Source organism: uncultured Winogradskyella sp., assembly GCF_947501905.1.
GTDB lineage: Bacteria > Bacteroidota > Bacteroidia > Flavobacteriales > Flavobacteriaceae > Winogradskyella.
In genome coordinates, this window is record NZ_CANMXL010000001.1 from 118,026 (window position 1) to 141,506 (window position 23,481).

General features: G+C 32.7%; 21 protein-coding genes. 2 read left to right on the forward strand and 19 right to left on the reverse strand.

Annotated elements, in window-relative coordinates; all coding sequences use genetic code 11:
* Positions 1-30: 30 nt before the first annotated feature.
* The 10 genes from rpsU to Q0770_RS00615 form a co-directional block, all read right to left on the reverse strand.
* The gene (gene rpsU, locus Q0770_RS00570) at positions 31-225 is read right to left on the reverse strand and encodes a 30S ribosomal protein S21 (protein ID WP_299112935.1); all 195 of its coding nucleotides are present in this window, start codon (positions 223-225) and stop codon (positions 31-33) included.
* A gap of 86 nt (positions 226-311) precedes the next feature.
* Positions 312-1,742, reverse strand: a complete 1,431-nt coding sequence (locus Q0770_RS00575; protein WP_299112937.1) for a carboxypeptidase-like regulatory domain-containing protein — start codon at positions 1,740-1,742, stop codon at positions 312-314.
* 227 nt (positions 1,743-1,969) lie between these two features.
* Positions 1,970-3,136 (reverse strand): acyl-CoA dehydrogenase family protein, encoded by a 1,167-nt coding sequence (locus Q0770_RS00580; RefSeq protein WP_299112939.1) that lies wholly within the window; start codon positions 3,134-3,136, stop codon positions 1,970-1,972.
* A 15-nt stretch (positions 3,137-3,151) separates the two neighbouring features.
* Positions 3,152-4,021, reverse strand: coding sequence for a ComEA family DNA-binding protein (locus Q0770_RS00585; protein WP_299112941.1), 870 nt, complete (start codon positions 4,019-4,021; stop codon positions 3,152-3,154).
* 16 nt (positions 4,022-4,037) lie between these two features.
* A complete protein-coding gene (locus Q0770_RS00590; RefSeq protein ID WP_299112943.1) occupies positions 4,038-5,657 on the reverse strand; it encodes a sodium:alanine symporter family protein in 1,620 nt (539 codons plus the stop codon).
* 95 nt (positions 5,658-5,752) lie between these two features.
* A complete protein-coding gene (locus Q0770_RS00595) occupies positions 5,753-6,775 on the reverse strand; it encodes a TrkA family potassium uptake protein (protein ID WP_299112945.1) in 1,023 nt (340 codons plus the stop codon).
* Between the two features lie 3 nt (positions 6,776-6,778).
* A complete protein-coding gene (locus Q0770_RS00600) occupies positions 6,779-7,006 on the reverse strand; it encodes a PspC domain-containing protein (RefSeq protein WP_188373930.1) in 228 nt (75 codons plus the stop codon).
* An 8-nt stretch (positions 7,007-7,014) separates the two neighbouring features.
* Positions 7,015-8,289, reverse strand: coding sequence for a DUF2851 family protein (locus Q0770_RS00605; RefSeq protein WP_299112949.1), 1,275 nt, complete (start codon positions 8,287-8,289; stop codon positions 7,015-7,017).
* Between the two features lie 64 nt (positions 8,290-8,353).
* Positions 8,354-9,712 (reverse strand): pyridoxal-phosphate dependent enzyme, encoded by a 1,359-nt coding sequence (locus Q0770_RS00610; RefSeq protein ID WP_299112951.1) that lies wholly within the window; start codon positions 9,710-9,712, stop codon positions 8,354-8,356.
* Positions 9,713-9,779: 67 nt separating this feature from the next.
* Positions 9,780-11,012 carry an ABC transporter permease gene (locus Q0770_RS00615; RefSeq protein WP_299112953.1) on the reverse strand — a complete coding sequence of 411 codons (1,233 nt, stop codon included), beginning with the start codon at positions 11,010-11,012 and terminating at the stop codon, positions 9,780-9,782.
* Positions 11,013-11,020: 8 nt separating this feature from the next.
* On the opposite strand from Q0770_RS00615, the gene Q0770_RS00620 reads away from it, so the two are divergent.
* On the forward strand, positions 11,021-12,307 hold the full coding sequence (locus Q0770_RS00620) for a DUF1343 domain-containing protein (protein ID WP_299112955.1): 1,287 nt from the start codon (positions 11,021-11,023) through the stop codon (positions 12,305-12,307).
* On the opposite strand, the gene Q0770_RS00625 is transcribed toward Q0770_RS00620, so the two are convergent.
* The 4 genes from Q0770_RS00625 to Q0770_RS00640 form a co-directional block, all read right to left on the reverse strand.
* On the reverse strand, positions 12,290-12,673 hold the full coding sequence (locus Q0770_RS00625; RefSeq protein WP_299112957.1) for a hypothetical protein: 384 nt from the start codon (positions 12,671-12,673) through the stop codon (positions 12,290-12,292). The two genes, Q0770_RS00620 and Q0770_RS00625, sit on opposite strands and share 18 nt — an antisense overlap.
* A gap of 201 nt (positions 12,674-12,874) precedes the next feature.
* Entirely contained in the window at positions 12,875-13,717 is an 843-nt protein-coding gene (locus tag Q0770_RS00630) for a sterol desaturase family protein (protein WP_299112959.1), read from the reverse strand.
* 3 nt (positions 13,718-13,720) lie between these two features.
* A complete protein-coding gene (locus tag Q0770_RS00635; protein ID WP_299112961.1) occupies positions 13,721-14,626 on the reverse strand; it encodes a hypothetical protein in 906 nt (301 codons plus the stop codon).
* A 4-nt stretch (positions 14,627-14,630) separates the two neighbouring features.
* Positions 14,631-15,125 carry a YkgJ family cysteine cluster protein gene (locus Q0770_RS00640; protein WP_299112963.1) on the reverse strand — a complete coding sequence of 165 codons (495 nt, stop codon included), beginning with the start codon at positions 15,123-15,125 and terminating at the stop codon, positions 14,631-14,633.
* Between the two features lie 69 nt (positions 15,126-15,194).
* Between Q0770_RS00640 and Q0770_RS00645 the strand changes: the two genes are divergently transcribed.
* Positions 15,195-15,869 carry a bifunctional 2-polyprenyl-6-hydroxyphenol methylase/3-demethylubiquinol 3-O-methyltransferase UbiG gene (locus tag Q0770_RS00645; protein WP_299112966.1) on the forward strand — a complete coding sequence of 225 codons (675 nt, stop codon included), beginning with the start codon at positions 15,195-15,197 and terminating at the stop codon, positions 15,867-15,869.
* On the opposite strand, the gene Q0770_RS00650 is transcribed toward Q0770_RS00645, so the two are convergent.
* The 5 genes from Q0770_RS00650 to Q0770_RS00670 form a co-directional block, all read right to left on the reverse strand.
* Positions 15,862-16,329: a hypothetical protein gene (locus Q0770_RS00650; protein WP_299112968.1), complete on the reverse strand. Its 468-nt coding sequence runs from the start codon at positions 16,327-16,329 to the stop codon at positions 15,862-15,864. The two genes, Q0770_RS00645 and Q0770_RS00650, sit on opposite strands and share 8 nt — an antisense overlap.
* 34 nt (positions 16,330-16,363) lie before the next feature.
* Positions 16,364-17,980, reverse strand: a complete 1,617-nt coding sequence (locus Q0770_RS00655; protein WP_299112970.1) for an amidohydrolase — start codon at positions 17,978-17,980, stop codon at positions 16,364-16,366.
* A 123-nt stretch (positions 17,981-18,103) separates the two neighbouring features.
* A complete protein-coding gene (locus tag Q0770_RS00660; RefSeq protein ID WP_299112972.1) occupies positions 18,104-18,559 on the reverse strand; it encodes a YciI family protein in 456 nt (151 codons plus the stop codon).
* Positions 18,560-18,678: 119 nt separating this feature from the next.
* Positions 18,679-20,403, reverse strand: coding sequence for a TonB-dependent receptor (locus Q0770_RS00665; RefSeq protein ID WP_299112973.1), 1,725 nt, complete (start codon positions 20,401-20,403; stop codon positions 18,679-18,681).
* A gap of 45 nt (positions 20,404-20,448) precedes the next feature.
* On the reverse strand, positions 20,449-23,472 hold the full coding sequence (locus tag Q0770_RS00670; RefSeq protein WP_299112974.1) for a tetratricopeptide repeat protein: 3,024 nt from the start codon (positions 23,470-23,472) through the stop codon (positions 20,449-20,451).
* Between the last annotated feature and the right edge of the window lie 9 nt (positions 23,473-23,481).

A 23,481-nucleotide genomic window follows, 5' to 3' on the forward strand; every position in this document is an offset into this window, starting at 1 on the left:
CGGGATTTTTAAACTCTTTAGTCTATTTTTTTAAATCTGTTCTGCGTCTTTTAAACCTTGAACATATTCTGCCTTTTGTATTTCTGCTCTACGAACAACTGAAGGTTTAGCATATTGCTTTCGCACTTGAAGCTCTCGTCTAGTTCCTGTTCTATTGAACTTTTGCTTGTAACGCTTTAATGCTCTTTCTATATTTTCTCCTGTGTTTACCTGGATTTTTAACATAGGTCTTAACCTCCTCTCTTTTAAATTTTGAGGCGCAAATATAGAAACTAATTCTACTTTATAAAAGTGAATATGTGATTTTTGAATTAGTCTTTAAATAAGGAGGCACGCTGTGATAAGTCATCAATCATCTCCTCATCTTCTTCACTTTCTAAAAGAACATTATAATTTTTCCAAAACTCTTTATTGTAAGGTTTTGATAAAAAGATGTCCATATCCCATGGTTTACTATTTAATTCTGACTTAACAATATCTCTTTCTAAAATGATTTCAGAAAATAATATTTCTTGTACTGTAGAATAATAACGCTCTTCTCTATTATATCTATCAATCTCTTTTTGTGATACTTTTCTATTAGTTTTTAAACCAACATTTACAAGTTTAGGTGTTTCGTAATAAATGTAATTAGGATACATCTTATCATTATACTCTATATAATTGATAATTAGTTTATGATTGGTTTGGGTACCAAATAATCTTTTACTTCTACTTTTTTGAGCATTTGATGCAGCGACTAACTCATACTCTACTTTTTTAATAGCGTAATTATCATAGTAAATATATAACCATCCTTGGGCTTTGTAACCATCATTGTATATACCTTTAGTATTAAGGTTTACAAAATTGGTACTTTCGTCTATTTTGATTTTATAAATCTTTCTACCATCATCTACTAATATAGTGTCTAATGCAAACTGATGTGTGTCTAATATATCTTCTCCGAAAAGCGCTTTTTTATCTTGAGCATTTCGAAATAAATTAAGTTTACCTTGAAATAAGTTCTGTAAGCCGTTTACTCGAGTGTCATTCCATTTAATAGATTTCACCAACTGTTGTTTAGACACATCTTCTCTTCTTATATCTTGAGCTCTTAACTTATTTCGCTTAGCATTTCTATTTCTATATGAGACATAAGAGAATATACTATCTACATCTCTTAAATCGTAACTCTTACGCATCTCATCTACATTAATCTTAAGATGTTCTTTACTTTTTGCTCCATAACCAGAGTCGTAAACGGTAATCGCACTTTCTATAAGCCACTTAAACTCTAGTTTATTTCGCTCTTTATGGCGTAAAAATCCTTTTTGTAAATATGCAGAATCTGGTAAATTTTCGGACAGTTCTTCAAGAGCTTTAAGCACAATATCATTCCCAGTTGTTGGCCTTGGGTCTGCAACAATTACAATCTCATCTAGCGATGCTACATCTTCCTCTAGATATATATCTTGCGAACCGCCAAACTCTTCAACAGGAATTTTAAAACTCTTAAATCCTATTGAAGAAATGATAAGTGTATCTTTTTTATTTACGACTGGGACTAATAAAACAAAACGTCCATCAGTATTACTAATAGTTCCGATAGTCGTATTCTTTACATAAATACTAGCGTTTTCTACAGGTGATAAATATGTAGAATCTATAACCTTTCCTTTGACTTCAACTTGAGAAAAACTCAATAAGGTTGAAAAGCAAACTATAATTGTTAATAGTAGATTAATGCGATTAGTGGACATTGTAAGTTGATTATTTTGTTTGGTTAACGTAAAGGCAAATACCGTTCCGTTTTACTCGATAATCGAGATTTAGTTATTAAAAACTCATACTTATTTGTCTTGAGTTATCTAATAGAACTCCAAAACTAATCAATTTATTTTATGTCGCAGGTTTGTAATCTTTGTTATCGATAACCATTTTAGCAAAATTGTTTTACAATTTTAGCTAAAATAATAATCTCAAAAATTTATGTAGCAGGCTTGTAGTCTTTATTATCGATAACCATTTTAGCGATAATCTCGCGAAGTATTTCACTAGTTCCTCCACCTATTGGACCTAAGCGACTATCTCTTGCCATGCGCGCTAAAGGGTATTCTTCCATGTAGCCATAGCCTCCTAAAAACTGAAGACATTGATAGATAACATCATCTGCCATTTTAGTAGACTGCAATTTAGACATGGTGGCTTCTTTTACGACATAATCACCCATATCTAGTCTTTTAGCGACATAGTAATTAAACTGCTTACAGATTTCCATTTGTGTTTCACAATCTGCATAGGTGTGTCTTAGAGCTTGAAACTTATCAATTGTTGTCCCAAAAGCAGTACGCTCCGACATATATTGTTTTGCATATTCTAATGCATACTCAGCTCGAGCATGAGCATTAACTGCCATAATTAAACGTTCTAAAGAAAAATGCTGCATTATATAAGGAAAACCTTGATTTTCTTCTCCCATCAAGTTTTCTGCTGGAATGACCACGTTATCAAACGCTATCTCACCTGTGTCCGAAGCCCTCCATCCTAACTTATCAAGTTTAGTTGCAGAAACACCTTCAGTTTCTCTATCTATAACAAATATGCTAATGCCTTTATTACCAAGCCCAGGATTAGTTTTTGCGGCCACAACTAAATAGTCACTGTAAACACCATTAGTAATAAAAGTTTTAGAGCCATTGATTACATATGTATCACCTTTCTTAACTGCTGTGGTTCTCATACCTGCAACATCACTGCCTCCAAAAGGCTCAGTGATACACAAGCAACCAATACTGTCTCCAGAAATACTAGGTGCTAAATATTTTTCCTTAATTCTATGATCACCTTCCTTATTAAGGTGTGTCATTGCTAAATAAGCATGTGCCCATATAGCCGCTGAAAATCCACCAGAATTTATTCGTTGTAATTCTTCTAATAGAATTACTGTATAAAAAAGGTCTAAATCCAATCCACCATATGCCTCAGGGTATGCCAGTCCAAAATATCCCATATCTCCAAATTTCTTCCAGATGAAACGCTCTATATGACCAGTTTCTTCCCATTTTTCAATATGCGGAACTACTTCTTTTTGCAAAAACTCTCGTAAACTTTCACGAAATAATTCGTGCTCTTCAGTGAAGTATAATTTTGACATTTTTTAGCAATTTTATTACAGATACAAATATAACTTAATAATCTGTAATTTTTTGAGTGGAAAACCATCAACTTTTGTTAAATCCTCAATATTCTGAAAACCTTCACGTAGTGTCCTTTCCTCGATTATGCTATTAGCAATCTCATAATCTATATGAGGAATTGTAACTAACTGATCTCTTGTAGCCTCGTTAAGATTATACCTATCAATATGTCGCGGTGTCTTTACAACAAAGTCTTCGACAATGCGCTCAATAACTTCTGGAGATAAGCCCCAAACTTCTGGTAACTCTACTTCAGACACAAAACCGCCATACTTATTTCTGTAATTTATTATACGCTCTGAGAGCTTCTCTCCAACACCATATACTTTTTGAAGCTGACTCGCAGTGGCCGTGTTTAAATCTTGCTTTTGAGCATTAGTTTTTGGTTTACTAGAACTCGAATAAGAGTTATTATAAGCTCTAGGTTTTGGATTAGTGACCCAGTCAGGGAATTTAAAATACGGAGAAATTTTAGTTAATAATGAGTCTGAAACCTTAGTGACATTCTGAAAATCCTTAGCAGAGTTTACCCATTTGTTCTGTTTTCTAAATTGATGTAATCTATCAATTTCCTGATTAGACATGCCAAGTGTGTAACCTTTATAATCAGTTATATAATTGGGATTAAACGGATATATCTTTGGTGTTTTATTTTGAAGCGCAATCTTTCTAAGAGAATCTACTTCTGCTCTATATAGTTTTAACTCATCCTTGCTTGGCTGACTAATTTCATCAGAAGAAAAATCAACAAAAAAGTATAGGCATTGCACGATGACAATTAGTAGCACTAATAAAAAAATCCCACTCCGTTTTTGCTTAGAAAACTTGAAGTGGGATTTCATAATAATTTTTATATAACTAAGCTGATCTCTTTGCTTTTATAGCATCTAAATATCTAGTTAATTGCTTTCTTACTATTGGGAATAAGAAGAATAAACCAACCATATTTGGGAATATCATTGCAAAAATCATGGCATCAGAGAATTTCCAGATAGACCCCATACTTGCAGCTGCGCCAATAACAACAAACAGTAAGAATAATACCTTGTAGACCATATCAGCAGTCTTTCCTCGTCCGAATAAGAACTTCCATGATTGTAATCCGTAGTATGACCAAGATATCATAGTAGATACGGCAAATAATACGACAGCTACTGTTAAGAATATATTAGAATAAGGAATATACTGTGCGAAAGCTTTTGATGTTATACCAGCGCCTTCATATCCAACACCATCAATAAACACAACACCAGAACCATCACCACCATATTCGAAGAAACCTCCAAAATTAAATATCACAATTACTAAAGCTGTCATTGTACAAATCAAAACCGTATCAATAAATGGCTCTAATAATGCTACTAATCCTTCAGAAGCAGAATATTTTGTTTTAACTGCAGAGTGTGCAATAGATGCAGAACCTGCTCCAGCTTCATTTGAAAACGCTGCTCTTTGGAAACCTACTAATAAAACACCTATCAATCCACCAACACCAAATGCCGTTGGGTTAAAAGCTTCTCTTACAATAAGACCTACAGCATCATCAATTAAACTAAAGTTACTAAATATAATATATAGACATGCTGCAACATACATTACTGCCATAAACGGCACAACTTTCTCTGTTACCTGAGCAATACGTTTAATACCTCCAATGATGATAATACCTACTAAAATAGCTAGCACAACACCAACGATTGCACCTGCAGCAGTACTTTCCCAGTTGAATAATTCTTTTATTACTATAGTAGCTTGATTTGATTGAGCAGCATTACCACCACCAAATGAACCACCTATACAGAATACAGCAAAAATTGCCGCAGCGACTTTACCTAATGTTTTAAATCCTTTAGATTTTAAACCTTTACTTATGTAATACATAGGGCCACCATAAACTACGCCATCTTCTCCAACATCTCTAAACTGAACACCTAATGTACACTCCACAAATTTTGTTGACATTCCTAAAAGACCACATACAATCATCCAGAACGTAGCACCAGGGCCACCTAAGGCAATTGCAAGTGCAACACCAGCAATATTTCCATTACCAACTGTACCTGAGACGGCAGTTGCGAGTGCTTGAAAATGACTTACTTCCCCTTCTTCACTTTCATCTCTAATAGTTTCTATGGCATCTCCTCCAGGCGTAGAATCACCATAAGCAGGTTCTACAATTGCATGATCTACATCATCATACTTACCTCTAACAACATTAATTGCCTTCCCAAAAAAGCGAATATTAGGAAACTTAAAATACAGTGTGAAAAATAACGCACTACCAACTAACAAAACAAGAACAAAAGGTATTTCCATAGTTTCAGATTTGTAAACTGGAAAGAAAATTGCATCAAAGAAAGCGTCAGCTACTGGCTGGAATGCTTCATCAATCTTTTGATCAAGCCCCTTTTCTGTTTCTTGAGCAAAATTTAATAAGGGTAATAAAAGTGCTAAAATAGATAGAAGAGATTTCTTCATAAGTAAAGTATTAGTTAGTTTTTTTTAAAGTAGCCGACAAGATGCTAAAAAAAATTGAGTTTTTAAAGCTTAGAGCGTTAAAATGGCTACAAAATCTAGACGATATTATATTCTGAATTTAACTTTTGAATTTGTTCTGGACGACCCAAAACTATAATTTTAGAACCAGGTATGAGTCTTGTATCAGCCTCTGGATTAACCAAGTACTCACCTTTCTCGTCCTTAAATCCTATAACATTACATCCTGTTTTACGTCGTAAATCTAGCTCTCTAATAGTTTTTATAGTACTTACATCGTATAACTGCTCTACTTTTACTTCCTCAACATTAATGTTACGTTCCCCAACAATACCTAAATTATCTATAAACTCTACCAAATCAGGTATTACAACTAAAGAAGCCATGTGATCGCCTCCAATTCTGTCTGGAAGAATTACATTATTCGCGCCTGCGAGCTTTAGTTTGTTATAAGACGTTTCCTGAGAAGCACGACTTATAATACTCATTTTTTTATTTATCTGTCTTGCTGATAATACTACAAATAAATTATCCGCATCACTAGGTAATGCAGATATTAAAGTATCAGCCTTTTCTATTCCTGCTAGATAAAGCGTTTCATCTTCATTAGCATTACCATAAACAAAAGGCAAATTTTCTTCCTGAAATCTTTCTATAATTTCTTTATCTCGCTCAATAATTACAAAAGGCTTATTGTAAGCCAATAGTTTTTTTGCGGCTTGTTTCCCGTTTCGTCCATAACCACATATTATAATATGGTTAGACATATTATCAATCCTCTTCTGCATCTTACGTTGTTTTATATTTTCAAAATTATTTTTACTTAAAATGTATTCGGTAATTATAGAAATGGCATAACCAACAATAACGACACTTGTTAGAATTAAAAAAATAGTAAACACCTTAGATGGTGTATCTAATGGATTGACCTCTGCAAAACCAACTGTAGTTATCGTAATCACTGTCATATAAACAGCATCTACTAAAGAATACCCTGAAATAAATTTATAACCCAGAACACCAATAAACGTTAGAATCACTAACATGATTAATGCTGTGTAAATTTTGGATTTAAATAATTTTAATAACGGATTTCCCATAGATTACAAATCAAAAACTGAACTTCTTTTGGTGTAAATAATATCCTTTATACGCATCCAAAATGCTAGAAATAGATATACTGCAAAACCAAAACCTACTGTAACAAAAGTTAAATACATAAATGATGTACGCACCACTTTTGCACGAATACCCAAACGGTCAGCTATTCGTTGACAAACGTAATAACCTCGCTTTTGAAAATAAAGAAGTAGTTTATAGAAAAAATTCATATTGCAAGTTATTCATTTTTTGAGATTAAATAACTACCAATTGCACATTGCAAGCATTTATTTTTATCGCAATATTCCGTTTTAAGCTGAATTAAAGCTTGAGATGTTAATCCTGACTTATCAAGTGGCTTTATACTCAGAAATTTTTCTGTTATACTATTTGATTCTAAACCTAAAGATTTTACTAAAGCGAATATTGAATCTTCTATTGCCTTATCTCTAGCTTTTGCATAGCTAAATTTTAAAGGTAAAATGGTATTAATTATCAATAAGTCTATAAAAGATTTTGATAACTTCTTTTTCGTCAATTTAGATATTTTATCGAACGTATAATGCGTCTTCCAAAACTCTGAAGCTTCAACTTTAAACAATTTATAGAATTCCTCTTTGGTATTTAACTCAATAATATCTGAAAACAAACTTGGTTTGCTGTGGTATAAGACTGCTAATTGAGATAATCGTAATGTTGGAAAGTTAGGCGGTCTTAACCTAAAAAACTGCAAAGGTATTACACCTTGATTATTAAGCTGAAACTTTTGCTTTAAAAATTGATACCTTATATGAAGGTCTTTGAAATAGACATCTTGAACATCATTGTCAAGTAAACCTGCTTGCCCAAAGAATAAGGCTTCTAAATCTGACAGCTCATGCCTAATTTTTCTAATGACTGAAAAGTCGAAAGAATTGGCTAAACTCAGAAAAGGCTCACCATTGACTTTTAGTCCAAAATTTTTGGCTAACATTTTAAAAAGAACAGCTTCCCAATCGTTATTTGATGCTGAAAGGAGTGTTTCTATATCTTTAGATTTACGTTCTAAACGCTCAATATAAAGGCGTTCTAACCAATTATTCATTAAAAACTCATCTGTATCCGGAAAGTCCGTTTCGCAATTAATCCAAGATTTTGATTGTAAGAGCCTATTGTAGCTATTAAGCAATGTATTATCTACAATACCCTTAAGTTCCAAGGTTGTAATTTCTGAATTATCTTTTCTGAATATATCTGAATCGTGTTCCCAAACCACATGCAAGATTACATTATCATATGCTTTATCTTTCTCATGGTTGTGTACATACCAATCTGTAGATTTTACATGAATTTCGACATTACCAGCCCATAACTGACCATTGATATTTATTTGGGCATTAAAAAAATCTGGTCCAGAATTAAGATTATGCTGGCCCAAATTAACTAAAGAAATAGATTCGTCTTTTGTTGACCTTAAATTTGAAACATCAAATTTTTTGTATTTCCATATAAAGTGAAGAAAATCCTCTTGCATACTCTAAAATAAAAAATCCCAAGCAATGCTCAGGATTTTTATTATAATTATATTGTATATAAACTTACAAAGCGCTAATAATATCGTGCTTAGTAATAATATGGTATTTACCATTTTCTAAATCAACTAAAACTGCATTATTTTCTTTATTGATAAGCTTAGAGATTTCTTCAATTTTAGTATTCTTTTTTACAATTGGATAAGGCTTACTCATCACTTCTTTTATAGGTAAGTCAGAAATATTTTTATCTTCAACATACTTCCTAAATAAATCTGTTTCGTCTACAGCACCTACAAAGCCAGTAACATCTTCAACTGGAATTTGAGATATTTTAAAAGTCTTCATACGCTCTATAGCATGAGATACCAATTCTTCAGTTTTTAAAGTAACTAATGGCTTGTCTGAATGATTTTTAATCAAATCTGATGCTACAGTAATTTCGTCTTCTATAAAACCGCGCTCGCGCATCCAATCGTCATTAAACATCTTACCTACATAACGACTTCCATGATCATGGTATAAAACAACCACAACATCATCAGGTCCAAAATGCTCTTTTAATTGCAATACACCTTTAATAGCAGCTCCTGCAGAATTACCCAAAAACATGCCTTCTTCTTTAGCTAGTTTCTGCGTATAAACGGCTGCGTCTTTATCAGTTACTTTAGTAAAACCATCTATAATAGAGAAGTCAACATTTTTTGGTAATATATCTTCTCCAATACCTTCTGTGATGTATGAGTAGATTTCGTTTTCATCAAAAACACCAGTTTCATGATATTTTTTAAATACTGAACCATAAGTATCTACTCCCCAGATTTTAATATTAGGGTTTTGTTCTTTTAGGTATTTACCAACTCCAGATATTGTACCTCCTGTACCAACGCCAACTACAAAATGAGTCACTTTTCCATCAGTTTGCTCCCAAATCTCTGGACCAGTACTTTGGTAATGCGCTTTAGCATTACTAGGATTATCGTATTGATTAACATACCAGGAATTTGGTGTTTCTTCTCCTAAACGCTTAGATACAGAATAATAACTCCGAGGGTCATCTGGCTCAACATCAGTTGGGCAAACCACAACCTCAGCACCAACAGCACGAAGAATATCCATTTTCTCCTTAGATTGCTTATCACTCAACACAAAAATACATTTGTACCCTTTTAGAATTGCAGCAAGTGCCAACCCCATACCTGTATTACCTGAAGTTCCTTCAATAATTGTTCCGCCTGGTTTTAATCTTCCATCTGCTTCTGCATCTTCAATCATTTGAAGTGCCATCCTGTCTTTTACTGAATTTCCTGGGTTAAACGTTTCATACTTAGCCAATACCAAACAGTCTAATTCTTCAACCAATTTATTCATCTTAACCATTGGTGTATTACCAATAGTTCCTAATATATTTTCAGCGTAATCCATAATTCCAAATTTGCAGTGCAAATTTAAGTTAAAAGTGATAAGTATTAAGTGAAAAGTTGATTTTGTTTTAATCGAATCGAATAGCTCTTACAGGCGATATTTTAGAAATAATCACAGAAGGGATTAACAGCATTAACAAACACAATACAAAAGTTCCAAAATTAAGTAGCAAAATATAATCTAAACTCATATAAACTGGAGCTTCACTTACATAATAAGTGTCAGGATTCAATGGAAACAGTTTGAAATATTTTTGAGCAAATAATAAGCCTAAACCTATAAGATTTCCCCAAAGCAAGCCCAAACCTATGAGATAAGATGCATTGTATAAAAACACTTTTCTCACGGACCAATTTGCAGTCCCGAGTGCTTTAAGAACACCTATCATTTGTGTGCGCTCTAAAATAAGTACTAATAAGGCAGTAATCATATTTATACCAGCTACCAAAATCATAATAGCAATAATACCATAGGTGTTATTATCAAAAATTTTAATCCACTCAAACACCGAATAATATTTATCGGTAACCGTTGTCGATTTCATAAGTGAAGGTATCTCTCTGTAAACCGCTTCTCCAGTTTCTTCAATTTTAGAAAAATCATCTACAAAAACTTCAAAAGCACCAACTTGATTTTTCTCCCATTTATTTAAACGCTGAATATGTCTGATATCTGCAATACAAAATTTTTCATCCAACTCTTGAAACCCTGAATTGTAAATTCCAACAATTTCAAAATTTCTAATACGCGGCAAACGTTCTAAATCTTCACCAAAAAGTGATTGAAAGGTATCACCTATTTTAAAGCCTAATCGATTAGCCAAATATTTAGAAATTAAAATTTCATTATTTAGTTTCTGGGTAAAATCTGGTAAACGGCCATCGATAAGGAATTCTTCAAAATAATTCCATTTGTAGTCTTTACCAACACCTTTAATTACAACACCTTCAAAATCAGTAGTTGTACGGATAATGGTAAATTTATTGGCTGTCCCTTGAATATGAGAAATCCCTTCTAGAGTATTAAATTCAGGATAGAAATCCTGTTCTAGACTTATAGGTACTTGAGATTCATCAGAAGTATTAGTGTCATAATTATCAATGATAATGTGACCGTTAAAAGCAACTACTTTGTCTCTAATTTTTTGTTGTAATCCCAAACCAGTAGCAATAGCAATCAACATCACCACAACACCAATAGCAATAGCGGCAATACCAATTTTAATTATTGGTGCTGAAACACTACTTTTATACGTTTTACTACCAATTATACGTTTGGCTATAAACAACTCAAAATTCAAAATCTAATATGGGCTTTAAGGTTTTCAAAAATACAGTTTTATTCTTTGTTTTAATAAGCATTGGCTGCGGTAATGGTTTGAAGAATAAAGAAAGAAGTTTGAAAGTTGAAAACACGAATAAACATGTAGCCAAAATTGACACCACAATAGTTGTTGGTGCTAACCAAACTGAGCACTATTTGCCACTCTTAAAAGGAAAACGTGTTGGTGTTGTTGCGAATCAGACTAGTGTAATATTTAAAGATGAATTAAAAATAATGCTAGATCCGCCTTCAGGTCTATCAGGACAACACAAAAGAACACATCTTGTAGACTCACTTTTAACACTCAATATTAATATCAAAAAAGTGTTCTCTCCAGAGCATGGTTTTAGAGGAAAAGCAGATGCTGGTGAGCTGGTAAAAGATGGAAAAGACACTAAAACAGGATTAACCATACACTCACTGCACGGGAAGCACAAAAAACCAACTAAAGAACAATTAAAAGATTTAGATATTATGGTTTTTGATATTCAAGATGTTGGTGTACGTTTTTACACCTACATTTCTACGTTACATTATGTTATGGAAGCTTGTGCAGAACAAAACATTCCTCTTTTAATTTTGGATAGACCTAACCCAAATGGTAATTATATTGATGGTCCTACATTAGAAAAAGAACATAGTAGCTTTTTAGGAATGCATCCTATTCCGTTAGTACATGGAATGACTATTGGTGAATATGCGCACATGATTAATGGTGAAGGTTGGCTAACAAATAGAATAAAATGCGAAATTACTGTTATAGAATTAGAAAACTATACACATCAAAGTAGTTATAGTTTACCTATAAGGCCTTCTCCTAACTTACCAAACAATCAATCTATTCTGTTATACCCTAGTTTAGGCTTATTTGAAGGCACAAATATTAACGCAGGCAGAGGAACAGAATTTCAGTTTCAACGCTATGGTGCTCCATTTTTAGACAATACACATTATCAATTTACTTATATTCCTAAACCAAATTTTGGTTCTAAATATCCTAAACATAAAGATGAAATTTGTTTTGGTGTAGACTTATCAAAAGAAAAAGTAGAAAGAAGCTTTACTCTTAAATACGTTATCGATGCTTATAATAACTCAGTAGATAAAACTAAGTTTTTCAATACCGAGAATTTTACTAAACACGCGGGTACAACTAAATTACAACAACAGATTGAAGCTGGTAAAACAGAAAAAGAAATTATAAAAACTTGGGAAAAAGATTTAAAAGATTTCGATAAAATGCGCGAGCAATATCTAATCTACGATAGATAGTGATTTTTCAAGAGGTTTTGGAAACTCCCTTTCTACCTCAACCACAAATACAATCTTTAAAGGAGACTGAACAGCTACTAAAACATTGCGCCCTTTTTTTAACTCATTAAGTGGAAGTTTATAAGAATTACTATCAACCCTTAGATTAATATCTTTCTTATTTGAATTATTAGCCGTATAGAGGTAATTTATTTTTTTATTACTTCTAAGAACTAGTGTATCCTTACTCTTATTAAAATCGTGATACAACCCAGAAGCTTGAATATTTTTGTTTTTATAAATTGTTGCTTTACCATTTTGTGCAAAACAAACATTAGCAAAACCTAAGCATAGGATTACTATAATAATGTGGGGGAATATTTTCATTGGAACCATTAAGTCAAACGTTACGTTTAAGCTCAACAGAATTAATTAATCTTGCTAAATATACGTGGTGGAATGAAGTTTGGACTTTTTTTTCGTTAAAATGACTGATTAGTCCGATGATAAAATCTGAGATTAAATGTCAGAATAATCGGTAATTATTCTACCAATCTGAAAATCAACAATCTAAGTAAAAGCAGTTCATTAAACTTCAGAATCAGCCGAAAGAGTAGGCTTTTCATAAGCTAGAAAAGGTTGCTTTAGTAAATCTTTAATGTTACTATTTTTTGCTTCGTTAGGAAAAACATCAACACCATAAACCAATTTTTCTCGGTCCATATACATGTATGTTCCAAGTAAACGATCCCAAATTGAAAAAATATTACCATAGTTAGAATCTGTATATGGCAATCTAAAATGATGGTGAATCTTATGCATATCTGGTGAAATCAACACATAACTAATCATTTTATCTATAGATTTTGGCAACTTAATATTAGCATGAGTAAACTGTGTAAATACTAGCGACATAGCTTGATACAACATCACTATAGCAATTGGCGTACCGACAGCAAAAACACCTAATAGCGTAAACGAGAATCTAATAACACTTTCTATAGGATGATGCCTATTTGCGGTTGTTGTATCTACTTTATGATCTGTATGATGTACTAAATGCACCATCCAAAGTGGTTTAACTTTGTGCTCGACATAATGAGCTAAATAAGCTCCAAAAAAATCTAGTAGTAATACACCGAGTAATATATAAGCCCATAATGGGAGTTCTGGTAACCAGTTAATAATTCCAAAATTATTTGATTCAACCCAAAATGCAGATTCCACTAAAACAAAAGCCAAACCAAAATTTATAACTATCGTAGTCAACGTAAAGAAAAAGTTTGGTATAGCATGCTTCCACTTTTTATAATCAAATTTAAAAAGAGGTATTGCACCTTCTAATAACCAAAACAAAGTTATTCCAGAGACTAAAAGTATACTTCTGTGCAATGATGGTATAGTTTCAAAATAATTATAAAGAGTATCCACGTATTATCGATTGAGATTAACAATGAGTTGAGCTTGTTTCAAATTTAGTAAAGAAATTTCTTTTTCTAAAGCTTGAAAATTTTCTTTATCATTAAGTAATCTATAAGATGTGTAATATAGGAACGATTGTAATGGTTTATTTACCTTTTCTATCTCTAGCTCTTCTAATTTCTTTAATTGACGTAATACTCTTCTAGGCTTATTCTTGATTAAATCCTGTGTTAGCTTTGTAAGTTGAATACGTTGCATTAATTCCGCTTTATTCTCTAAAGCTTGGTCTTTCTCTAAAATCGCCATTGCTTCAGCAAAATAGATGTCTGATAATTTTAAAATTTCTGGCCTCACTTTTTCATTGACCAATAGGCTATAGTCAATATATTTAGATGCCAAATAAAAGGTAGAATAAAAGTCTTTTTTACTGTAATAATTTAGGATTTCTTGCCTAACATAAGATGTATCCAAACGATATTTTAAAACAAATTTTGTAAAATTAAGCAACTCTACATACCCTCCAGATGTACCAATAATATTACCATTAGCATCCATGATTTTTAAAGAATCATCATTAAAATCATTGATATAACTTTGGCTTCTTTTACCTTTTATTTCATTAAACATATCCTCATAAAGAACTTCGTCGATTTTAACTGGCACAAAATATTCCCACATCAATTGGTTTAATTCTTGCGATTCAAAAAGATTTTCCAAAACAACATTTTTGCCATTAGTAACCTGTATTAAGATAGGTAGTGGATATTGTGTTGCTTCTTCCCAAACCATCAAAATAAGTTTGTTTTGAGTTCTTGCCATTCGTTTGGCAAAGTCCATAGACTCCATCCAATTAGTAGTTTGCGAGAAAAGGTTTTGAGATAAAAACGTTAAAAGTAAAACGATAGTAATCTTCTTCATTAATCTAAATTTTTATTTGCTGTTTCATAGCTTCGACAATATTATAAGCAGCTGGGCAAATAGCCACATTTTTTAATGTAAGGTTAGAAATTTGTTGAAATTTCTTTCTGTCTGTATGAGGGAATTCTCTACAAGCTTTAGGTCTTACATCATATATACTACAGTAATTGTCTACTCCTAAAAACGTACAAGGCACACTTTGTAGTATATAATCATTTTCTTCGTCTAGCCTCAAAAATTGTTCCACAAACTTTTGAGGTTTCATCTTAAAATATTTTGCAATACGTTCAATGTCTTTATCGGTAAACAACGGTCCAGTAGTTTTGCAACAATTGGCACATTCTAAACAATCGGTACGCTCAAACTCCTTCTCATGCAAATCTTGCATGATATAGTCAATTTTTTTTGGTGGTCTTTTTTTGAGTTTAGCAAAAAATGCTTTGTTTTCCTTATGCTTATCTTTGGCAAGTTTAGGAAGTCTATTGATTTGGTCCTGCATAGGGTAAATTTAATTAAAAATGAGATGCTGAATCAAGTTTAACTCTACAAACTCTATTGTAATTTTTATATGAAAGACATTTTTGGAAAAGCCTTACTAGATTATTACACCAATAATTACACCGAGGATATTGTGACTTGGACCAATATTTCTGATAAAGACAGTTTACCGATTCCGTATCTATTTCGTAATTATGCTGAAATGCCAAAACTCGAACAAAAAGCGTTACAATTATGTAAAGGGAAAGTTCTAGATGTTGGTTGCGGCTCTGGAAGTCATAGCTTGTATTTACAACAAAAAGATTTTGAAGTAAAAGCCATTGACATCTCTAAAGGTGCCATTAATGTTGCAAAAAAACGTGGTGTTATATATACAGAACACAAAGCCCTTTTAGACGAAACCGAAACTTTTGATACCATTTTACTCTTAATGAATGGTACAGGTATTTTTGAGAAACTTATACAAGTTTCAAACTATTTAAAGCACTTAAAATCACTTTTAAATACTAATGGGCAAATCTTAATTGACTCTTCGGATATTTCTTATATGTATGATGAATACTATTCTAAACGCTACTTTGGAGAACTTGATTACTACCTCAGCTATAAAGGCGACCAAGAATTACCACTAAAATGGCTCTATCTAGATTTTGAAACACTAAAAACTGCTTGCCAATCCGTAGGACTTAATTGTGAAAAAGTTATGGATGGTAAGCATTATGATTATTTGGCTAGGATTAATTAGCAATCTTTTTCTTAAAGAATAAATAAAATAATACAAACATAATAATCGCACCTAATAAACAAACTAACATTACTATTCTATATTTTTCCTCGAATTCTTTCTTTGATAAGATTATTAAATCGTTTTGCTCAATTTGAACAACATCTAAGTTTATACTAGAATTATTTTTATGGGGGATAAAGTATATTTCAATTAAGTTACCCAAATCAATTTTATCTAATAAATCACTAAAATTCTTAGAATACCTATATACTCCAAATTGGATATCATTATCTATTAAGTTAACACAAAGTAACTTCGAGTGATTCTTTGGTTCACAAATTTCAAATATTGATACTTTACCATAAACTTTACTAATCGAAGACAAATCAATATTTTGGTATTGAAACCCTATAAAAGATACGATTAATAAGATACTAATAAGAATCGAAGAAACTAACAAAAAAAGCTTTCGCTTCATACTTTTTATTTTAATGATTTCATTTTAAAAAAAGTTACTGCTTCTCTCCACCAACATAAGTCCCAATAACTTTTGTATTTGGTATATCTACAGCTTCAACTGTAACAATATCTTTATCTAGGATTACAAAATCCGCAAATTTACCAACTTCTATACTTCCCTTTTCATCCTCTTCAAAATTAGAATAGGCAGCCCAAATGGTCATACCTCTTAAAGCTTCCTCTCTACTTAATGCATTTTCCATCTGGAAGCCGCCTTCAGGGTATTGCTCTAAATCTTGGCGTGCCACTGCTGCATAAAACGTCAACATAGGATTTACGCGTTCCACAGGAAAATCAGTTCCTAAAGCAACTTTTCCGTATTGTTTTAATAAGTCTTTAAACGCATAAGCCCCTTTTATACGTTCTGCACCTACTCTATCTTCTGCCCAATACATATCACTCGTTGCATGTGTTGGTTGTACAGATGGTATAATGTCATTAAACTTTGGGAAATCTTCTTGAGATACAATCTGTGCATGCTCTATTTTCCAACGGCGATTTGGTTTGCCGTTCAATACCTCTTTATAAGTGTCCAAAACAGCGTGATTTGCCGAATCTCCAATGGCATGTGTATTCATCTGGTATTCTGAATTAGCAATACGTAGTGCCGTTTCTTTTAGGGTTTTAATATCATTAACCAACAAGCCAAAATGTCCAGGCTTATCACTGTAAGGGTCACGTAACATCGCACCTCTTGACCCTAATGCACCGTCTGCATAAAACTTAAACGAGCGCACATTGAGATGATCTGTTTTAATAATGCCTTTATCTATAAAATAATCTAGGTTTTTTTGAGTTGCTGATGCCATAGCATAGACTCGCATTTTTAAGTCACCCGATTGCTGTAAACTATCAATGAGGTTAATAGCCTCTATACTTAAACCTGCATCATTGACTGTAGTCAATCCAAGACCAAAACACTTGTCTTGAGCATCTAGTAATGCTTTTATGGCTTCTGCTTTGGTAGAAGTAGGCCAATAATCCATGACTAGAGATTCTGCATTATCAATTAAAACGCCTGTCAGTTTTCCATTTTCAGTAAGTAATTCACCACCATCAATTTTACTATCTATAGTTACTTTTCCTAAATCTAAAGCGGCTTGATTTGCTAAAATGGCATGGCCATCAACACGAGTTAATGCAATTGGTGTATCAGGAAACAAGGCATCTAGCTTTGCTTTATTAGGAAATGATTTATCCTCCCAATCGTTTTGATCCCAACCACGACCCATAATATAATCTAAGTTCTTTTCTTTTTGAAAATCTACCACACGTTGTATAACCTCATTATAACTTTTTGTACCCATTAAATCCACTTGATTTAAACCCAATCCTAGATTTAAAAAATGGCAATGCGCATCAATTAATCCTGGTGTTATAACTTGTCCGTTAGCATCAACTATATTGTCAGACTCGTAAGAATTCATAATATCTTCAGAAGTGCCAACAGCAACAAATTTTCCATCTTTAATGGCAAACGCTTCAGCCTTACTAAAGGCTTTATCTACTGTATAAATATTGGCATTTGTGACGATTAAATCTGCTTGTTGTTTCTGTTCTTCACATGAGAACAATACAACTATTGCTAGAATTGAGAGTAGTTTTTTCATTTTTTAGGTTGGTTTAATAGGTCTCGACTCCGCTCGACCTGACAAAAAATTATTTGTAAAAATAATAAAAGCGTTCTGGATAAGAACGCTTTTAAAATTATCTAACTGAATCTATGACTTATGTTAGAATCCAACCTTCCATACTTTATCAGAAGCTTCTAGATATTCTGACAAGGCAGCTGACCCATACCATGGAAACATATCATAATCCAAAAACTTAGCTTTTATAGCTGGGTCAGTTGCTAAAAGTGTTTTAGCTTTCTTCATATCAGTTTCATTGAGTATAAAAATACCACGGTAATTCTTATCATTTTTTCCTACTGGTCCAGCGACAACTAACTTTCCAGCTTCAACCATTGTATCCATATTTGCCATATGACCAGCAAATGCTTTATCGACTTCGGCTTTATCAGTTGAGGTATTCGTACCCGTTTTTAGGATCACAAATATGTAAGACTTCATACCATAATCATCTGCTCCTACTTTTTTGGCCAATTCGGCATCGTAATTTGGATTTGTTTTTTGAGCATTAGTTATTGTAAAACACAATAGCAAGGCTATTAATAATACATTTTTCATGACGAGTGATTTAGTATGCTTAAAGATATAAAAAATGAGACCATGAAACGACACTTCGACCACTTCGACTTCGCTCAGTGACCAAAGCTCAGTGGATCGGTTCAGGGTGACACTACGTTTTAAAAATCAAACTGATAGGTCGCTCCCGCCAAAAACTGTATACCTTGTACAGGAAAGTTATTCCATCTTTGGTAATCTTGATTTGCAATATTATTAGCCTTTGCAAACACCGACAAATAATCTGTGACTTTATAACCCACATGTGCATTAGCATCAAAGAAACTATCTAATGTTACTGGCACAGCTGGTGATGGTATAAGTGTTCCTAAGAGCGTAGATTCGTCTTTTCGTTCTCCGGTAAAGAAAATACTGCCTCCCATAAACCAGTGTCTTGAAATTTGATAATCTAAAAATACTGAGCCCGTTACGTTTGGTAAATTCCAAGCTTCTGCTTGATTATCTGTATTGTAGTTAAAATACTCTCCTTTGATAGCTAACTTAAAGTTTCGGTTAACATCTATATTTAACTCACCTGCAACTGAAAACGTTTTTACATTATCATAAACCACATTAAAAGAATTACCAAACTGATAATCTTCAGTAGCAAAAGTCTGAGCGTCGTTAGTTTTAAACAAAGGTTTACTTTCTTCAGCGAAATAGTTCCCCTTAATATTATAACTCACTGTATTTGATAGCTTTCCTTTTAGACCAATAAAACCGTGATACTGTTGATCCGTTGGAGAGACCAATAAAGTTGGTGATACAAATGGATTCTGATTTGCAAAATCGTAATACGAATTCTGAATTAAATCTCCAGTAACTCCCGCATAACCAATTAATATATCATTAACCAAACGGTATGACGCTTCTATATTTGGATACAAAAACAATTTGTTTTCGCTCTGCTCTGTATCATTAAGATACGTTAATCGTATACCCAGATCTACCGTTAAATCGTCTTGTTTTATTTGGTAAGATGGTGATAAAGTCACATTTACATTTCCATAGTCAATACCAACAGTTGAAATATAATTTCTATCAAAATTACCACCGATATAATCGACACGTAATTCTGTCTCTATTACTTCATTCCGTATTGGGATATCAAATCCTGCCTTAGCTACAAATCGATTTTCGCCAGAATCTCTATCATCTCCAAAACGTCTAAAACGCACACTTCCGTTTTTGATTAAAGCATTATCAAAATTGAGTTTTCCACCGACATAAAAACTATTGTATCTTATTTTAGAATCAATTGTATTGGCTTCTGTTTGTCCAAAAAACTGCTGTGGTAAACCATACCAATTGTAAGCCATAACATCAGCTCCTAAATCAAGTTTCCAAGAAAAATTATTTAGCTTTTTGGAGTAATTAACATTGAGTCCCGTTTTGGAAAAATCATCATCTAACAATAAGCCATTAATACCACCTTGTGATGAATGATGACTAAAATAGCCACCTACATTTTCTCCACTATTTAGCTCATGATTCAGATATATTTCGCCTAAAATAGTCGTATAGGTTCCGACACCTAAAGAGGCATAATTATCATATAGCTTTACAGGTTTAGCCTTATCTACATTGGCTGCTTTTCCTTTAGCTGGTGTAAATGTGGATGCCACTGGAATTGAAAATATATTGTATTTCACTTCCTTTTTATTAATAGTATTGGCATCATCTAAAGATGGCTTATCCTTAATCTTAAATGCATCCGAGATTGTCGGCGTATACGGCTTGATAACATTTACCGTTTGGTCATCAATTGTGTCCTTTGTACGCTCTTGTGCAAACGTAAAAGTGAAGACTAACATTAAAAGTGCTGTTATTTTATATTTGATGTTCATGTATCCTGTTTTGATTTTGATGATAAAAATTTGATTGATGAGATTCTAGTTATCACCTGATTCGATTGATGAATTTGTCTTTGCTTCTTCAGATTTTATTTTGTTCAATTCGGCTCTAGCTTCTCCTACTACATCTTCAAACTCTGGAAAGCTAGAAATGACACTTTCTAAAATGTATGTGGCTTGAAAAGCATCATCTAAAGCGTAATAATTTTTTGCCATTACAATTAAGCCTTTGGCTGAATATAATTTGTAACTGCTATAATCCTTAGCTAATTTTTGAATCACAGTATTAGACGCTGCATGTTTACCTTCTTTGTTTTTGAAATAGGCATTATAATACAATGCTTCTGCAGCCACACTACCCGAAGCCGTTTTCTGAACTTGAGCATAAGCTAATTTTGCTTTCTCTTCGTTACCAGTTTCTATTGCAGAACGTGCAATGATGAGTTGAGCGTCATTTTTAATCTTAGCATCTAAATTAGATTTTGACAATACTTTTTCTGCATAACTTTCAGCCTCGGCATAGTCTTTAGTTTGGTAATAAGCATTCATTAAATTAGACTGTGCATATATAACATTTTGAGGGTAATCTGCTTCTGTTTCTAGTTGCTTTAAAACTGAAATGGCTTCCGTCCATTCAGAATTATTGAGATAAATTTCACTAAGTTTTACAGTAGCTTGTTCTGTGTATTCATTTTTTGCAGCATTAACCACAGCTTTATAATGTGGTTTTGCATTATCAAACAAATCTTTCTTATAATACAGTTGAGCTAGATAAAAATGAGATTTTACAGCATGTATCCCGTTTGGAAATGCATTTAAGTATTTATTGAATTGACGTATCGCTTCATCTGTATCTCCGTCTAAATATTGCTTTTCTGCTGCTAAGTATGTTGTATTATCCAACTCAGCATCAGTAACTTCTACATAGTCCAAAGTTTTTACCCAACGAGCATATTCATCCACACGACCTAAATCGATATAGATTAAACGCGCTGTTGAGACTGCTTGAATAGACTCTTGAGAACCAGCAAAATCTTTGGCTACTTTTTTAAACTTACTTAAGGCTAGCTCATTCTCACTAGCGTTATAATGAATTAAACCCTGACGTAATAATGATTTTGATATAAAAGCACTACGCCTATACTCTGAATTTAAGCGGTCGTACATAGACATGGCTTTGTCCATTTCACTAGCTTTTACATAAGAATTTGCTAGCTCATACATAGCATCATCTCTTAATCCAGATTTAGGATAACCGATAATAAATGTGTTGAGTTCTTTAATTTTTGTTGAAGCCTTACCCATATAACCATGACTCATTGCTTTTTGAAATGATGCATAATCAGTTTCAATTTCATTAATGTTAATGGCTTTATCATAAGCCGAAATAGCATTACTATAATCACTAGACACAAAATAACCATCACCCAATCTTAGATAGGCATCATTTACTCTTAATTTATCATCATTTTTGGCATCGATAAATGTTCTGAAATACGTCGATGCTTGGTTGTAATCTTTTAGTTTGAAGTATGTATAAGCTAGGTTATAATCTAAGTTTTCGATTTCTGGAGTATCAGAAATTCCGTCTTGTTGCTTAAATTGTTTAAACCCTATTAAAGCTTCATTATAATTTGTAAGGTTGTAATCTGTTTCAGCTTTCCAAAACGTAGCACGAGCAACATAAGCATTATCGCGTGGTTGTTTTAAAGAGTTTTCGAACATCTCTAAAGCTTCACTATATCTATCTTCGTTATATAATTCAATACCTCTGTAGAAGGCTACTTTTTGGTATGCCAACTTATTCTCAAAACTATTTTTCTTTTCAAGAAGATTTAAAGCTTCTTTGTAATTTTTTGAAGTAATGTAAGAATCAATCAATAGTGTTTCGATTTCTTCTTTATAAGCTGTTTTTGGGTAAGCTTCTAGATAACCAGCCAAAACTTGTGGTACCGATTGGTATGGATTACCTATCTCGTAACTAATCTTAGCGTAATTTAGCCATGCATCTTCTTTAATAGTGTCATCAAAATTCATCTGAGATGCATTTCTAAATGCATTTAATGCTTCAGGTTTTTTATCTAGATTGATATAACTTTCTCCCAAATGGTAATATGCATTTTGTGCTACTGAATTATTACCATCTATAATTTTATTAAATTCTGAAATGGCATTTTCAAAATCATCTTGTTTGTAATACGCATAGCCCAACTGGTAAAAATCAGTATTGTTCCAGCGTCCGTTTTTACCCTTGTAAGCTTTTAAATATGGGATAGCTTCTTTATACTTTTCTAGATTAAAATAACTTTCGCCAATAATCTTTGATAATTCTGAAGTTTCTTCTTCATTACTTTTTGGTAATTGCTCTTCTGCTAAGGCTATAGCTTTCTCAAACTTACCCAGTTTAAAATTTAAATCGGCTTGATAATAATTAAGCTTCTCTTTATACTTTTCATTATCTGAAACAGCTTCGAAATATTCGTTTGCAGCATCATAGTCATCGCCCTCGTATGCCATATAGCCTAAATAATATTTAGCTTGAGAACCATATTCTCCATTTTCTTTAACACGATTTAGGTACTTTTCTGCACCGTTTTTATTTTTAGTTGCATAAAGGCTATAACCGTAGTTAAAATTGTATCTATCTTGCTCGGCACGAGCAATACTCATCTCATCTACTTTCTGGTACCATTTACGAGCATAAGCATAATCAGAGTTCTCAAAATAATAGTCAGCAACGTCTAAAAATGCTGTGTTACGCTTTGTGCTAGTGGGATATTCTTCTACAAAGTCCTCAATTAAATCATCAGCATTTTTTTGATTTAATCGTACAGCACAATTAGCAATGTAATAGCTACAATCAGATTTTAAAACTTCATCTTCTGTTTCATACTTTATATCATCAAATAAAGATTGTGCGGCTTTATATTGTTTATTATTATATAGAGTGAGTGCTTTTTGATACTCTTTAAATTCACTAGTATAGATAGCGGATTTTTGAGCAAAAAGAAATGATGAGAGTAAGAGGCAAATGCCTAAAACATGTTTTTTTAATAACGTCATTAGCGTCGT